Source organism: Lacipirellula limnantheis, assembly GCF_007746075.1.
In the GTDB taxonomy this organism is placed as follows: Bacteria; Planctomycetota; Planctomycetia; order Pirellulales; family Lacipirellulaceae; genus Lacipirellula; species Lacipirellula limnantheis.
Map to the genome: position 1 here is coordinate 3117394 of NZ_CP036339.1, position 15844 is coordinate 3133237.

General features: G+C 50.6%; 10 protein-coding genes and 3 pseudogenes. 11 read left to right on the top strand and 2 right to left on the bottom strand.

Features of this window, described 5'->3' with window-relative positions; genetic code table 11:
* Positions 1–68: 68 nt before the first annotated feature.
* From I41_RS12115 to I41_RS28765, 8 genes and pseudogenes are all read left to right on the top strand, one after another.
* Positions 69–1340, top strand: a complete 1272-nt coding sequence (locus I41_RS12115; protein WP_145432937.1) for an O-antigen ligase family protein — start codon at positions 69–71, stop codon at positions 1338–1340.
* A 273-nt stretch (positions 1341–1613) separates the two neighbouring features.
* Entirely contained in the window at positions 1614–2681 is a 1068-nt protein-coding gene (locus I41_RS12120; protein WP_145432938.1) for a polysaccharide deacetylase family protein, read from the top strand.
* Positions 2682–2755: 74 nt separating this feature from the next.
* Positions 2756–4294, top strand: a complete 1539-nt coding sequence (locus tag I41_RS12125) for a lipopolysaccharide biosynthesis protein (protein WP_145432939.1) — start codon at positions 2756–2758, stop codon at positions 4292–4294.
* Between the two features lie 286 nt (positions 4295–4580).
* Positions 4581–5588 (top strand): polysaccharide deacetylase family protein, encoded by a 1008-nt coding sequence (locus I41_RS12130; protein WP_145432940.1) that lies wholly within the window; start codon positions 4581–4583, stop codon positions 5586–5588.
* A 156-nt stretch (positions 5589–5744) separates the two neighbouring features.
* Positions 5745–6521: a sulfotransferase gene (locus tag I41_RS12135; protein WP_145432941.1), complete on the top strand. Its 777-nt coding sequence runs from the start codon at positions 5745–5747 to the stop codon at positions 6519–6521.
* Between the two features lie 352 nt (positions 6522–6873).
* A pseudogene (locus I41_RS28555) lies at positions 6874–7329 on the top strand (hypothetical protein); the annotation flags it as partial.
* A gap of 96 nt (positions 7330–7425) precedes the next feature.
* Positions 7426–7572: pseudogene (locus tag I41_RS28560) on the top strand (DapH/DapD/GlmU-related protein); the annotation flags it as partial.
* Positions 7573–7924: 352 nt separating this feature from the next.
* Positions 7925–8755 (top strand): annotated as a pseudogene (locus I41_RS28765) (IS256 family transposase); the annotation flags it as partial.
* 101 nt (positions 8756–8856) lie between these two features.
* On the opposite strand, the gene I41_RS12160 reads toward I41_RS28765, so the two are convergent.
* A complete protein-coding gene (locus tag I41_RS12160) occupies positions 8857–9984 on the bottom strand; it encodes a glycosyltransferase (protein ID WP_145432945.1) in 1128 nt (375 codons plus the stop codon).
* A 263-nt stretch (positions 9985–10247) separates the two neighbouring features.
* On the opposite strand from I41_RS12160, the gene wecB reads away from it, so the two are divergent.
* From wecB to I41_RS12175, 3 genes are all read left to right on the top strand, one after another.
* The gene (wecB, locus tag I41_RS12165) at positions 10248–11360 is read left to right on the top strand and encodes a non-hydrolyzing UDP-N-acetylglucosamine 2-epimerase (protein ID WP_145432946.1); all 1113 of its coding nucleotides are present in this window, start codon (positions 10248–10250) and stop codon (positions 11358–11360) included.
* A gap of 547 nt (positions 11361–11907) precedes the next feature.
* Positions 11908–12450: a glycosyltransferase gene (locus I41_RS28565; RefSeq protein ID WP_391524842.1), complete on the top strand. Its 543-nt coding sequence runs from the start codon at positions 11908–11910 to the stop codon at positions 12448–12450.
* 107 nt (positions 12451–12557) lie between these two features.
* Entirely contained in the window at positions 12558–13742 is a 1185-nt protein-coding gene (locus I41_RS12175) for a glycosyltransferase (protein ID WP_168206848.1), read from the top strand.
* Positions 13743–13763: 21 nt separating this feature from the next.
* On the opposite strand, the gene I41_RS12180 is transcribed toward I41_RS12175, so the two are convergent.
* Positions 13764–15656: an XrtA/PEP-CTERM system amidotransferase gene (locus I41_RS12180; RefSeq protein ID WP_145432949.1), complete on the bottom strand. Its 1893-nt coding sequence runs from the start codon at positions 15654–15656 to the stop codon at positions 13764–13766.
* Positions 15657–15844: the final 188 nt, after the last annotated feature.

Sequence of the window (15844 nt, forward strand, 5' to 3'; positions counted from 1 at the left end):
GCGCGTAAGGTGAAGCCCACTGTCCGCAAGCTTAAATTGACATAGGTGGAAACTGCTTCGGGGTCGAGATGGCGTTTCCGCTTCTGCTGTTGTGCATTGTGCTGCTATTTAATCGGCCGGGAGATTGGATGCCCGCCCTGGCCGGTTTGCCGATATTTCAGGTTGCGATTCTCGTCTGCCTAGCGCTTTCAGTAGGGGAATTCCTGTTTCGAGTTCAAGCGACGTCCGCCGCAAGAACACCCGTTTCCGTTTGTGTGAATGGCCTGCTGGTCCTGGTAACTCTTTCAGGATTGGCGAACGGAAGTTCCCCTGACGTAATATCAGACTTTGCAAAAGCCTGGGTGCTGTATTTTCTTGTTCTCGCGCTGGTCGATTCTCCCCAGCGACTGAGTACGACGGTCGTAGGAACGGCAGTATCGATTTTTGGCATCGGGCTGTTGATGGTGCTGGATCATCATACGGGAATGTTCGGGGGGAGCGCGGTTAACGAAGGTGGGATTTTGCGCGCTCAAGCGGTAGGGGGAGCGAACTTTGACGCGAATGATACGGCGGCCCTCCTCGTCGTTGCCGTGTTAATCTTCTTATCTACCGCCTTAGATTCCAAATCAAGGATCCTGCGCTGGCTATGCATTACATTTGCCATTGTTTCGCTCTACGCAATACAACTCTGCAATTCGCGTGGCAGCTTAGTGGCCCTGATCACGGGTCTTGTTACATACGTCTATCTTCGATGGGGAACGAAGGGCCTCAAATGGGGGGCGCTTCTGCTGCCTATAATGGTGGCGATGGTCGCAACTGACCGCATGACTGATGTTAGTGCGATTCAGACTGGTACTGGCCAAAGTCGCATGCAATTTTGGTCGATTGCGCTGACGCTTTTTCTACAAAACCCCATTTTGGGCATTGGCCCTGGTGAGTTTGTCAATCACAACGGCATGGCGTGTCACAACTCATTCTTACAAGCGTTTGCGGAGTTGGGATTCGTTGGTGGAGCGCTCTTTGTAGGGGCCTTATACTTTGCGATTGCGTCATCCTATCGAGTGGTTGAGATATGCAGGAGCCAAGATGCAGCAGCTGAGCCGAACTTCGATCCATTGACTTATACCATCCCAACGTTGACTGCTGCCTATTCAGCGTCCCTGATGACTCTAAACCATTTGTATGGAACTCATACCTACTTGATATTGTCATTGAGTACGGTTGCAACCTTTTGTTACAGCGGTCGAGAAGCTCACGAAACAACCGTTATTGAAGGTAGTCTTATTTTTAGGCTATTCGTCGTGGCGTGTGGATTTATCGCGCTGACGTACGTCTGTTGCCGTGTCTTAGTGCGGTGGTGAGTGTAGTTGCTCGCTTCGTGGTTAGATGACCTATTGGTTTCTTCTATGACCTTTGTGATTACCGCCAGCAACAGGGCGCGGATTATATCGACGATCGCCTCAAGCTATGTCGCACGACACGCTGAAGGTACCGGGCTCGAAAAAAGTCTACATCTCGGTAACGGTAAATAACGAGGTATCGAAACAAGTAGTAAAGACGAGCGACTTCTCTTATGAAGGCTAATTGTATCAACGCACACTGTCGGGCAGACGGCGTAGGTGGAGTTTGATCCGGTGAATCGAAAGAACATCAGGAGAGCGATTCTTTATGTTTGCAGAAGCTTGGGGCTATTCGCCATTGCTCGTTTGGTAACTGCGGATCAGCTTCGAATATTGGCCTATCATGGCATTTCTCTTGATGACGAGCACGTGCACATGCCAGGCCTGTTTATGAGGCCTGAAACCGTTCGCAATAGGCTAAAAATCCTCACGCGGAACAGCTATCCAGTTTTACCATTGCGCGAGGCACTTCAAAGGCTCAATAGCGGGACTCTGCCATCATGCGCCACCGTTCTTACCTATGACGACGGATTTTATGGAAACTATAAACATTGGTCTGCCCTGTACGAAGAGTGCCCTCTTCCTTCGACCATTTATGTCACTACATACTATGTAATCAAGACTACACCTGTTTTCAGACTTGCGATCCAGTACATGTTTCTGAAGTCTACTCGTAGCGAATTGGTGTTAGATGGTCTGCCCGGAGTTACCCCGGGATTGCTCGATCTTAAGGATGTAGATCGAAAGACAAGTTGCATGTGGGAACTGATTCTTCATGCCGAATCCGCATTGAATGAAAGCGAAAGAGTTTTGTTAGGACGAGAGCTTGGCAGCCGGCTTGGGATGAGTTTCGAGCAACTGGCCATGTATCGGGGGCTGTCGTTGATGAATTTCAATGAGATTCGGGATCTCAGCAAGCGAGGTGTCGATATACAATTGCATACCCATAGGCATCGCTTTCCACCCGATAGGGAATGTGTAACTCAGGAGATTAAGGATAATCGTGCTGCATTGGAACAGTTGGTGGATGGCCCGCTTGATCACATGTGCTATCCGAGTGGCGTGTTTTCTCCCTTGCAATGGAAATGGTTGGAGCAGTTGGGAGTTAAAAGCGCAACTACCTGCGAGCCAGGATTGAACGGCTCGCAGACTCCTCGCTTTGCGTTGCGAAGGTTTCTAGATGCGGAAAGCATAAGCGAAATTGAATTTGAAGCTGAATTGTCAGGGTTTTCGGATGTGTGTCGGCGAATTCTGGGACGACGCCCTAGGGCGTCAGTATCGCCGCATAGCCATGGGAGGTAAAGAGGCGGATGATAGGTCGGTCAACAAACTACCTGACGCAGACTCCCACAGCGGCTAATTATCAATAGCATTCAATGATTATTCGTAATATCTTTAGCCATTGGGTCGTATTTGCAGTTCAATCTGTCGTGATATTGGTGCTGACTCCATTTGTCTTAAAGCAACTCGGGGAAGCTCGTTACGGCGTATGGGTTCTGACATCCGCATTTACAGGATACTATGGCCTGCTGGCTGCGGGCTTTCACGGAGGCGTTGCTCAGTACTTGACTCGCTATTATGCGGTTAAAGATTATCCGAGTCTGAATAGGGTGGCTTCCACCTCGGTTTATGTGCTTGCTTTGGTTGGCCTCGCAGTCATAGCAGTAAGTTTATTTCTGGGGTTAGTCGCCAACACAATATTCAGGATTCCCCCGGACCTTAAAGACGATGCCTTTTGGTGCATCGCGATCACAGGGGCTGCTGTCGGATTGCAGTTGCCGTTGTTTGTTTACTCGGCAGTGTTTGTTGCAACGGCAAGATTCGATCTCATAGGTGTGGTTTCCGTCGCGGGGCGAATCCTTAGTGGGGTTATGACATATTGTGCGTTAATGGCAGGCTATGAACTGATCGGCGTTAGCGTTGCGTGGGCTGCCGGCGGTTTTATGGAGTCATTAATCCGGTGGTACCTCTCACGGTGGCAAATTCCTGAGCTGGCGATTTCGCGAAAGTATGTTGGCTGGGAGACATTTGCGGAGATATTCTCGTATGGGAAGTGGGACTTTTTTGTCGCGTTAGGGCAATCGGTCTACTATTTCTTGGATGCAGTTATTATTGGGGTGCTGCTGCCAGTAGCGGGAATTGCGCGCTATTCGCTCGCGCTAAGTCTCGCTATTCACCTTGAGAGATTAATCCTTCCTACTTCTCAGGTGTTTTTTCCCGCACTAGTCGATCATCACGTTAAGGGAAATTACAAAGCGTTGCAAAGCGTGTTCGTTAAAGGGTGTCTGTGCGTCCTTTTGATTACAAGTGTAGTCGGTGCTGCAGCCAACTATTGGGCGAGTGACTTTTATCGTCTTTGGATTGGTGAACGATTGGGCATGGGTGATGGCATAAGTTCAGTCGCATCTATTTTCAGAATTCACCTTGCCACGTTGGTTCTGAGGAGTTGTTCGAGCGTTTCTGTTCAAGTGTTGCGAGGAGTACTTCAAATTAAGCGACTCGCATTTGCAGAGTGTGTGGATGCCGCGCTTCATATCGCATTTGCAGTAATTCTTGGTTATCGGTACGGGCTGGCTGGCGTAGCATTCGGAGCGTTGCTGTCGGCGTTGATTGTTCGTGCATTATGGCTTCCTTTCTTTACGTGCCGTTACTTAAAAGTGTCTTGGATGTTGTATCTGCGATCTACCCTGCCGCGGCCAATCCTGTTGGGTGTGGCATTAAGCTGCAGCTTGTTTATCGCTTTCAACTCTTGGAATGTGACATCCGTTGCCAGTTTTATAGTTGGTTGCGTTATTACGGTGATATTGTCGTTTCCTTTATCGTTGCTAATTGGCCTCAACCGCGAGGAGCGAGCAAGGTTCGTATATGAGCCGGCTCATTCGGTTTGGAAGCGCATCATTGCGTATGGCTCATGACCGGCAGGCTATCTCGGAAGCGTCGAGACGGCAGGGTTGTGCAACGGCACTTGGGCCACTGCTCGAAGTGCTAAACGCATCGACGAGCAGAGTTAAGAAAGCAGTGTTTAGCAGGCTTCGCCGCTCCACCATTGCAGCGGATTCAAGATTTACCGCCGCTGCATGGCGACTCGTGCGCGGTGTGAGGCTCGACAACGAGAATCTCGGCACCGATAGCATGAGGTGTCATCAGGTGTATTTGCGATAGCTGAACACGGCGGGATTCGATGGAGAGGGTCTATTTAGAATGAACAAAAGACTGCTGTTAGCGAACATTTACATGCATCTTGGAGGCCGTTTTATTAGCCGCTTCGCTAACCGAGAGTTGTTGTTTGTGCTAACTTACCACCGGATTAAGAAGGACGACGGTTCTCCCTCTTCCAAGTTCGACGACGAGGTATTTGGGCCAAGTGTGACCGAGTTCAGGCGGCAGCTTGAGTTCCTTAGTAAGTACACAACGGTTCTTAGTGAATCCGATCTAATTGCCGCGATGTCTGGCGAACCGCCCGGTGATGGGCCTTTCGGCATGGTCACGTTTGACGATGCATACGTCGATAATTATGAGTTGGCTCTGCCAGTATTAAGGCAAATGGGCCTTCCGTCTATCCTATTTGTTCCTTACACACTGCTCGAGGAACGAAAGGTCGGTTGGTGGGATCAAATTGCATTTATCGTCAAAAATTCCTCCAAGCCAACAATCGAACTACGCGGCGAGAAGATTCGATTTGGAAACGATACGGGAAGTGCTATCCGCTACCTGCAATCGATAATGAAGCATAACCCGACAGACTCAACCAAGACATTGATCGATGAGATTGCCGAGCGGGCGGACTCACCTCCGCCGACGGTCAACGAAATGAGTAGTGAGCTAATGACTTGGGATCAGGTAAGGACTGCAGCCGGGGCTGGCGTGACCATTGGCTCTCATACTTGCAGCCATCGGGTGCTCGCTACCTTGGGGGAGAGAGAGCAAAGCGACGAAATCTTTGGCTCAAAGTCGTGCTTGGAAAACAAGTTAGGAGTTCCAATTCGCTCGTTGGCATTTCCGGTAGGCGGCATTCGACACTACAACAGTACAACTACAAGGTTGGCAAGAGATGCTGGATATGATCTGGCCTTTTCATTTTGTACAGGGGTCGAGAAATTGCAAAAATGCAATCGTTTTGAGATCCCGCGATTTAGTGCGCCACACGATCTCGAGACATTCAAAGCCCATTATCATTGCCCAAGGCTAATGGACTACGGGTTTCGTTAGAGGCTCACACTGAATGCAAATTAGAAATGACTGTTGCTGACCAGCAAGATCACTTGAGTAACTAATTGTTCTAGGACTGTTTACATAAGCGCTTCAAAAAACATACGTGGCAGCCGTTTGTTCAGGGGGGTCAAAAGACATCTTCGTGAAAAGACGATGCGCGCTTTCGATCACGTCCGTGGCCTTGCAATCTCGTGGGCCGACGCGTGGCCTTGCCCCAAACACCAAACACTTGTCGTAGGCTGCGAATCGTCAGGTACGACTATAGTCGCACAAATGCTTCTCGGGGGCGGCGGAGGACGGTTCCTTGATGAATCGGAGGAAAACTGGGTGTGGGATGCCTATATGTCGATATATCAAGGAAAGTACCGCGTTACCGATTACCCCCGATTGCAGTTATTCGACTATTTGAAGGTGCCGGGCTTTGCTTCGATTCTACCTGAGTATCAGGCCGCGTTTCCCAATGCAAATAGTATTTACGTCGTGAGAGATCCACGGGACGTGTTAGCGTCCGCGATTAGAACTTTCAAAGTAACGTCACGTCAAGACATTGAAAACATACCTTGGATAAAGGAGCGATGGCTTGGGATTGAGACATCGCATCCAATTGAGAGGTTGGCCCACCGCTGGTCAATTTATCTCGATCGGAGTGCAGATTTAAAACAAGTCACATATGTCAAGTACGAAGAGTTCTGCAGGAACAAGTTGTTAACGGCGGAGTTGCTGGCAAAGCAACTGAATCTACCTTTCAAAATGGATATCGCAAAGCGCTTAGCAGACAGGCAGGCCACCCACTCCAGTACCCGGGACTATTCGCCTGCGGGTTCAGGCACTTGGCGCAATTCGCCGCTGATAACAGATTGTGATATTGACCGGATGGAGGCTATTTGTGGCAGGCAGATGCTGGAATGGGGGTATTTGCACGCAACTTAGAACTTAAGGGTAGCTAGAGGTGTTATCGGTACCCTTAGCGAGATGTGTTGTCGGTTGTTGGGAATGTTGTGGGACGCTGAGTAACTTCTTCTAAGGGCGCGTAAGGATCTGAGGTACACACGGCAGTTGAATGTCCAATCCACGTGTTGCGAAGGTTTGAAGCGGCAGTTTGGCCCGAGATGGAAACCTTGAGTGACCACGAAACGACGGGGGTCGTGACAATCCTAAGCAGATCGGTCGGAAGGTTTGTGACGCTGCGAAACGCTGGGAGCGCTAACAGCCGTCCTACAATTAGGTAAAGCTAGAGCAGGCTCTAAGAATTTAACGGTAGGTTGACCTCTCGGAGTGAGTGATGTCATTGTTGCAAGACATCAGTGTGAAAATTCGTCGGGATGAAGGTCCTTTCTGGACCGTCGTCAAACGGATTGCAAAGGCAATTTTGCGAGTCCACGTTCCAGTCACACCGGTCACTAAGCCATTGTTCGCGGGCTTGTATCGGCTACACGTCTTAGTGAGGACATTGATCCTCACACTACTCCGCATCTTTTGGTATGAGCCACTCTTTAAGAGTCAGTGCCGCAAAGTTGGGTCGAGGGTGGTTGTCGACAAGCTCGTGTTCCTTCAGGGAGTGGGAGATATCGACATTGGCGACGGAGTGGCTCTCTCCGGAAAATCTAATATAGGATTCTGCAACAGAGTTCTCGACCGCCCCACTCTATCTATTGGGGACGATTCTTTTATAGGGAGTAAATGCTCAATTTTCGTTGCCAGATCTATAGAGGTTGGGCGGCGTTGCCTGATTGCTGGCGATGTGATTATTCGCGACTACGATGGCCATCCGAAGGATGCCGATGATCGTGCTAACGGCGTTCCCATCTTAAGTGGTTCCGCGCGAGCCGTCCGAATCGGCAACGACGTGTGGATAGGTTCACGGGCAGTTATTCTGAAGGGCGTCACAATCGGCGATCGATCTATAGTCGCAGCGTGTTCCGTCGTCACTAAAGACGTTCCACCAGATTGTATTGTCGCGGGCAATCCGGCGCGAATTGTAAGTCCACTGGCGGCGGAGAGAAATGCTAATTAGAGAGTCCTAAATAGGCCCGAGTGAGAAGGTACCAGCAGATCATTGTGCAGCCCACCTCCATGAAAGCCTCAAAGAGATTGTCTTTGCGGTCGCGCCTTGTTCTGAGGCGCCGGACTGATGAAGCCATGCTAAGGGTCGTGCGCCCGGTCACTACAGCACGGCGAGTTCGTTGCCGGCTCGCATCAAGCAGGTGTTCGTCAACGACGCACGTACGTGGCCTGCTGCTAGAATATGACGGACTATTGATCATTGCGCGGCGATGTACCGTTGGTATCAAAAGTAGTAATCTCACCGCCGGGGATCGCGCTGAGCTGGTCGATTTGGTGCTGGCCGGTCGCCCAGCACCTTCAGCCAGTTGAATCAGCAACTGTACGAGCGAGTCGAGGCGCGTCGGAGCCGGCCGATCGAAGGCGAGTTTGCCTACGTGTCGCGTGACGGGAACTGGCTGAAGCGGAGTTAGGGCGGCGAAGTGAAGAACGCCGCCGTGATGGTGGCGATCGGCGTGGACCAAGACGGCCTTCGACAGGCGCCTCCGCGTCGTCGAAGGGATCAAGGAGGACACCGCGAGTTGGCGGAACCTCCCTCCGTCACCTCAAGGAGCGCGGGCTGCAAGGATTTCGCCTCGTCACCAGCGATAAGTGCCTCGGTCTGGTCGAGGCGCTCGGCGAGTTTTATCCGGAGGCTGATTGGCAGCGGTGCATGGTTCATTGGCAGCGGAACGTCGGTTCGTCGGTTCCTCGATCGAAGCGTCCGGAGGCAATGGCCATGCTCAAGGCGATCCACGCGCAGGAGGATCGCCAGGCGGCGCTGAAGAAGGGGGGCGGAGGTCGTCGTGATGCTCCGGGAGATGAAGCTTTCTCAAGCGGCCAAGATCGTCGAGTAGGGGTTGATCGAAACCTTAAGCTACATGGCCTATCCCCGCGAACACTGGATCAGGATTCGGACCAACAATCCGTTGGAGCGGATCATGCGTGAGATCAGACGACGAACCCGGGTGGTCGGCGCGTTCCCCGATGGCAACAGCGCGCTTATGCTGGTTGCGGCCCGGCTGCGGCATGTGGCCGGAACCAAGTGGGGGACGCGCAAGTACCTCGATATGGAACGACTGATCGAACAGAACCGAGAGGAGATCACCGAGGCGGTCGAGTAAACCGCCTCGTCCGTAACTCCTACGCTGCTACGCAGGTCCGGACGAGCCTTCCAAGCAGGGCTAATCCAATGTGCGCATGTTGATAGACGCTACCTGAACATTCAGATAATGGCGCTTATTTGATTCTCAATTAGTTCAATATAAGCCGCGGCCATCTTTAGCTCAGAAAATCTGCACTCCGCAAGCTGCCTGGCGCTTTGGCCCATTCTAATGCGAAGTTCAGAACTCTCTGCCAAAGACAGTATTCCACATGCCAAGGCTGATGCATCAGAAGGTGGCACGATAATGCCTACGTCACCAGAAATGACATCGGGAATCCCGCCCACCGCAGTGGCTACGACGGGTAGCCCACAACTTAATGCTTCGAGCATCGCAAGGGGCGTGCCTTCTGTGGCCGATGATAGCAGAAAAATGTCTGCCGTCTGTAGTGCAATGCTGGGATCCGCCAGTGCCCCCGAAAATCGAACATTGTTTCCTAATCCGTGCTCTCGAACATATTCTTCAGCTTTGCCTCTGTCTTCACCGTCGCCGACGACATTCAAGTAGACTTTGGGGTTCGAAAGAGTGACTTCGCGAAACGCCCGAAGAGCGTTCAGGATGTCCTTATCAGGGTGTAGTCGACCTAGCCAAATGACTTCGCAGCAATCACGTCCCGCCTTGCTTTGGCCGACAAACCGGGCTAAATCTATGCCGTTTTCAATTACACGTACACGCACCTTTGGTAGTGAACTTGCGCTTGCGATGGCGTCTCTAATCACTTCGTTAATGGCGGTAATAGCATTTGCTCTATAGGCCATCCTAGCAGTAACACTCGCATATCGCCTGTCATTTAGGATTGGTTCTGCTGTATGCTCCGTGACGATTTGCACCTTTACACCCGCAGCGTGGCTAGCTTTATGCACGTCTGAAAGCACGCACATATGCTGGGCGTGGACGCAAATAACTTCGTGTCTTGATAACCAACTCCTCAGGTTCGATTTGCCACGCAATCTGCCAATCCGGCTCAACGATTCGAGATCTAACGCCAAGCAAGGGATTCCTAGATCTTCAAACTGTCGCATTAAGGGTCCCCGGCCCCGCCGAGTCGCGCAGCATACGACGCGAAATCCATTGTTGAGGTAGTGCTTAGACAATTGGAGACCGAGACGCTCTGATCCGCCGAAATCGAAGGAGTAGAGCGCCATGCAGATGGTTGGAGGTGTGGTAAGCGACACCGGGAGGCTCGGCATTGGATGGCGAAGAATGGAGAGGTCAGCGGAATTCTGTTATCGCGGGAGCAGAGTGCACGTAATGAGAACTTTGCATTTAGAACGCGATTATACACCACATGAACGAATGGATGGCTTGAGTGTCAGCTAAGCGGTGATGCCAAATATGCGTAAGTATATGGTGTAAATAGCACTCGTTAAAGCGATAGTGACAATTAACACGTTCTCAAATAGGTAGAGTTAAGTAAGCAAATATCGCAATTTATGGGAGTAGGAGTACCGGCATGCGAATCTGCGTAATTTTCGGGACACGCCCGGAAGCAATTAAAGTTCTTCCCATTTATATTCGTTTTAAAGAGCTCGGCGTCTCCGTCGATCTCGTACATTCAGGGCAGCACCATGAATTAACTGAGCCAGTGCTGAAACTTTTCAATACTCCTCCCGACATCACTCTGGATGTGATGCGTGAGGGGCAATCACTGAGTAGCCTGACAGCACGAGCATTGACTGTGCTCGGCGAGTTATTTGAGAGCAGGCGGTATGCCTCTGTAATTGTTCAGGGCGATACTACAACTGCGTTTGCCGCCGCCTTATCGGCGTTTTACCATAAACTTCCGGTCGGTCACGTGGAAGCAGGTTTAAGGACATTTGACCGATACTCGCCGTTTCCAGAGGAAATAAACCGGAAAATAATTTCCTCGATCGCCACTATCCATTTTGCTCCAACTGCTCACGCAGAAAGCAATTTACTTCGCGAAAATGTCGACCCGACTGCAGTCGTTGTTACCGGCAATACCGTAATTGATGCACTGAGATGGGTAGACGAGAATCACAGCACGTCAATGGAAAAAGCAATCTTCGAAATCGGTCTACAGGGCGTTAAGTACATCTTGCTGACAACCCACCGCCGTGAGAACATCGGCGTTCCAATGCGGAACGTGCTTCGTACGGTCAGGGAATTCTTAATCGCGAATCGAACTGCAGTGCTGGTCTTGCCACTTCATAAGAATCCTGCGGTAAGGCAAATAGTGCTAGAGGTATTAGAGGGGCAGGATCGGGTGCGGCTCATTGAAGCACAAGGGTATCTTGAGTTTTGTGCACTGTTAAAGCACTCAGCCTTTCTAATAACGGACTCAGGAGGCGTGCAGGAGGAGGCACCTTATTTTCGGAAACGTACACTAGTTATTCGTGAAACAACTGAACGGCCAGAAGCTGTGACCGCGGGAAGTGCCATTCTAGTCGGGACAAATCCGGAACGACTTAGGTCTGCAATGGATGCAGCATGGAATGCTGCAGTTGGCGGTCGCCCTCTGGAGCTAGTCGATTGCAGTCCATTTGGCGACGGTTATGCAAGCGACAGAATCTGTAAGGCGATGATCGAAAATGCAAAAAACTAGGCGGATTCTTTGGGTAGAAAACTGTTATCCGATCAATACTCGAAGTCAAAGGATAATCGACAGTCTTTGCAAGAGCGATGATGCCAACGAAATCATGGTTTGCGGTTGGAATCGAGGACGCAGTTACATATCTGACGTACCGAGCAATTGTGCAGTATTACAGACTCCAATAGGATATCAAAAAGCGGTAAGGAAATTACGGAAGCTATTTGCGTACAGAAGATTTATTCTGGAGCAAATCCGCGCCTTTGAGCCTGATGTAATCATCAGTAGCTTTTGGGACATGGCTGTACTGGTGCGAACGATTTCCACTGGCACGTCTCGACTCGTGTACGATGTGGTGGACATGCCCGGCGGGGGCAGAGTGCTTTTTAGCCTGCAGAGACTAATTGAGGCGTGGGCAATAAAGAACTTTCATGGCATAATACTTTCGTCACGATTTTTCGAGCCGTTTTACACTCAGAAGTGTTCCACGATACTGAGGTTGGAGAATCTTCCTAACGCAGTTGCGTCATGCTCCCCGCCAGAGAAAAACCGTTGCCACCCAATGCGAGTCGCTTTCATTGGCAATGTCAGATACTTGGGCACGCTGGTAAGCGTCATTGAAGCATCCACTAAGCTAGGCGCTGAGTTCCACATATATGGTGATGGTCCGGCCAGAAATGCACTTGAGCGTCGGTTCGCGAACACGTCCACGATAACTTTCCATGGCGCGTACTCATACTCAGACGTAAGCCGCATTTACGCAGATATTGATCTAGTCTGGGCGGTATATCCTTCTTCGGAACCGAACGTAAAGTATGCGATTTCAAACAAGTTCTTCGAGTCGCAGTTATTTGGAGTTCCTGGAGTTTTCGCTAAGGGAACCGCGCTCGGTGAATTAGTGCGTGAGCACGAAATTGGTTTTGTAGTAGATCCTGAGTCAATTCAAGAAGCATTTGTTCTGCTTTCGTCTTTAAGAGATGACGCATCTCGATTGCTAAATGCAAGGTTGTGTTTAGGCGAGTATAGTAAACATCAGACTCTCGCATGGAGTCACCAAGAGCCTGCTCTTCAAAACTTTATTCAGCACATTTGCGGAGTGTTCTAGGCATTGGGGCCTATTGTCACGGCTTCGGACTCAATATGTAATGCGGTCGTCATCAAGTTGCGCCTGCTTGATGAGCCGAGCCGCGGTAGATTGCGAAGGCTATGTGCATGGAAGAGTATTCGATAGGGGATAAGTTACTCGACAGTACCATGGCTGTGACTACCCCCATAAAGATTGCGATTATTATAGACACGGCCACTCTAGGCGGTCCGGGCAAAGGCATCTTGCAGTTTCTGCGTCATGAGACGTCGGGCAAGTACTCGTACATAGTGTTTAACTTTAAGTACCGATCGCCGCGGAGTACCCAGTTTATCGACATGGCGCGCGATGCCGGTTGCGACTTGCGATTGCTGCCCCAGCGATTCAAATGGGACCCTTCAGCGGTTCTTCATGCCCTGGACATCGTTCGATCCGAAGGCGTTGCGATTGTTCAATCCCATGGTTACAAGGCCCATGCGATCGCTCAGGTCGTTACGCAGACGCTTGGCAAGCCCTGGCTCGCAATGGCTCATGGATGGACCTGCGAGGACTGGAAAGTCCGGATGTATAATGCGCTTGAGCGACTCATGCTCAGGCGCGCGGATTTTGCAGGAGCGGTATCGCCGCCGTTGTTCCAAGAGTTGCTGTCACTTCGAGGGACGAAGCGACCAACTCGTCTGATTCTCAACGCAATTGATCCTACAGAGATTGGGGGGCAAGAAACCGGTGCAGAAATCAGAGCGAGATACGGAATTTCTGCTTCCGCATGTGTGATTGGAGTGTTCGGACGGCTGAGCCCTGAAAAAGGAGTACTCGACGGACTCGAAGCGTTCGCAGAAGTAGCGACTAGTTCGCAAGCGCGGCTTCAATTAATGATTGTCGGCGATGGGCAGGAGTACGGTGTGATTAAAGCTCGTGTGTGCGAGTTAGGCCTGGATGATCGCGTCACTTTGGCCGGGTATCAGCAGGAGATGAAAGGGTACTATGAGGCGATTGACTTGCTGATGATTCCGTCATTGAGCGAGGGATTGCCTAACGTCCTGTTGGAAGCGATGTCTTTTGGAATTCCCGCTGTTAGTACCAGGGTAGGGGCTATTTCGGAAGTCATTCGCGAAGGGGAGAATGGATGGATCGCTGAGCCGGGCGACTATCGCGGCCTCGCTAGACGAATTGAACAGGCACTTGCGGATGGAAATCAGCTTTCGACGTTTGGCGCTAATGCCAGAAGGTCGTTGCATCCGCGATTTTCACCCCAACGTAGAGCTAAGGAGTTCGTCTCGATTTACGATGAACTACTGCGATCATCGAACTGACAATACTGGATACGCGTTCTTCTATGAATTGTGAGCACGCAAAAAGCCGTCAAACATCATTAGGGCCCACAAGAGTGGGCCGTGGTCACGATACCCATTGATATGCTCAGTGGTAAAACGTTTGAGTGATCCATGGTTGAAAATGCGAGATTCCAATATATGCGGGCTATCAACGCAATCGAGCAGCCGTTGCTTGAGTGGGCCGCGCAGCCAATTAGCGAGCGGAATTGAAAATCCCTTTTTAGGTCGGTAGAGCGTCGTATTGGAGAGCCTCGATTCAAATGCTTTCTTAAGAATGAACTTAGGTACTCCATTCCGCAATTTCAGGTGCGATGGCAGTTGAGCGGTCCATTCAACAAATTCGTGATCAAGCAGCGGGACACGCACCTCAAGTGAATTCGCCATGCTAGTGCGATCAACTTTAGTCAGTATGTCGCTGGGCAAGTAAACTTTCATGTCGAGGTATTGCGCCAAGCTGAGTGGATCCCTAACAGGTGCATCGATCGCATGACGACGCATTACTTCCGTAGCATCGTAGCCTTGAAGCTCAGATTTGAAGGATGTCGTGAACAATTGGCTTCGGACTTCGGGGCTCGCAATCATTCGTCCTCGCGCAAAACTTTCAACTTCATCAAGAGCAAGAGTTTGAAAAGTCGTTCGTGCTCGAAGATAGCTGGGTGCCTGATACAAAGGCGGGTAAATGCGTGCAAGGTTGCCAAAAAGGGCCCGACGGAAAGATTTAGGCATCAGCGCGCGTAAGCGTTGCTTATTGCGGTGTAGCCGATGGTCGCGGTAGCCAGCAAAGTTCTCGTCCCCACCATCGCCCGAGAGGGCGACAGTAACCCATTGCCTTGTTATTTCGCAGAGCCGAAAAGTTGGAATTGCTGAACTATCGGCAAAAGGTTCGTCGAAAATGCTCGCGAGTCGGTCCAATAGGCTCAGGTCTTCTGGCTCAACCTGTCGCACGTGATGGATCGTTTTGTAGCGATTGGCGACTTCCTCGGCATATTGGGCTTCGTTGAACTCAGGTGTACCAAATGAAATCGAACACGTCGTCGGTTTGGCGTCGTGTAACTCTGCCATAAGGGCAACTACTGCGGAAGAATCAACTCCGCCCGATAGGAATGCCCCGAGCGGTACATCGGAGACAAGGTGTGAGCTGACAGCTTCGCGTAGCCGGTCAACCAATTCCTCAGCAATCGACGCTACATTAAGTTCAGCGGAGCATGTGCCGAATTGGGCATCCCAGTATTTGACCGGCTGAGAGTCTGCTCTTGATTTGGAAATTCGTAGGTGATGAGCCGGCGGAAGTTTACGTACTTGGCTATATATGCTGTGGGGGTCAGGAACGAAGCCATACGCGAAGTAGTCCTCGACGGCTGGCCAGCTAATGTCTGAGCGAAAATGGGGATGTTTTCGAAGTGATTTTAACTCCGATGCAAATGCGAACACATCGGGAGATAGCCAACCATAGTAGAGGGGCTTTATGCCAAGTCGATCTCGCGCGAGAAAGAGAGTTTCACTTTTTGAATCCCACAATGCAAATGCGAACATACCGCGAAAGCGCTGAACACACTCATCCCCCCATTGTTCCCATGAGTGGACGATAACCTCTGTATCCGTCGAAGTTGAAAATCGATGACCGTAACCTTCGAGTTCGGCACGGAGCTTGTGGAAATTGTAGATTTCTCCATTAAAAACGACGCATACAGTTCCAAATTCGTTGTAAATGGGCTGTTTGCCAGCTGCCAAATCTATAATCGCGAGGCGCCTGTGAGCGAGGCCGAGCCCATTGTCGATGTGATATCCAGAGTCATCAGGGCCGCGGTGTACTAATGCGTCACTCATCGCACAAAGAATTCTTTGATCAATAGGCATACCCGATATGTTGAAAATCCCGGCGATACCACACATACCGAAGTACCAAATGACTGATTGAATGAGAGATTGCTACGATGTGCGGGGAAAAGTTAGGCGTAAGTTAAAGTCCTGAATGACTGCATCCAAAATGATGGCGAGATGAATACGCCCCGTCTATGTGTGAAGGTGCCTTGCCATCCTTGCTTAATCATCTTGTCAATGCAACTACTAGGTAGAGGCGT

What these genes read in the sequence shown, in the direction of transcription:
- I41_RS12115 (WP_145432937.1), top strand. Translation starts at nt 69, where the DNA reads ATGGCGTTTCCGCTTCTGCTGTTGTGCATTGTGCTGCTATTTAATCGG.
- I41_RS12125 (WP_145432939.1), top strand. Translation starts at nt 2,756, where the DNA reads ATGATTATTCGTAATATCTTTAGCCATTGGGTCGTATTTGCAGTTCAA.
- I41_RS12130 (WP_145432940.1), top strand. Translation starts at nt 4,581, where the DNA reads ATGAACAAAAGACTGCTGTTAGCGAACATTTACATGCATCTTGGAGGC.
- I41_RS12135 (WP_145432941.1), top strand. Translation starts at nt 5,745, where the DNA reads ATGCGCGCTTTCGATCACGTCCGTGGCCTTGCAATCTCGTGGGCCGAC.
- I41_RS12160 (WP_145432945.1), bottom strand. Translation starts at nt 9,984, where the DNA reads ATGCCGAGCCTCCCGGTGTCGCTTACCACACCTCCAACCATCTGCATG.
- wecB (WP_145432946.1), top strand. Translation starts at nt 10,248, where the DNA reads ATGCGAATCTGCGTAATTTTCGGGACACGCCCGGAAGCAATTAAAGTT.
- I41_RS28565 (WP_391524842.1), top strand. Translation starts at nt 11,908, where the DNA reads ATGCGAGTCGCTTTCATTGGCAATGTCAGATACTTGGGCACGCTGGTA.
- I41_RS12175 (WP_168206848.1), top strand. Translation starts at nt 12,558, where the DNA reads ATGGAAGAGTATTCGATAGGGGATAAGTTACTCGACAGTACCATGGCT.
- I41_RS12180 (WP_145432949.1), bottom strand. Translation starts at nt 15,656, where the DNA reads ATGTGTGGTATCGCCGGGATTTTCAACATATCGGGTATGCCTATTGAT.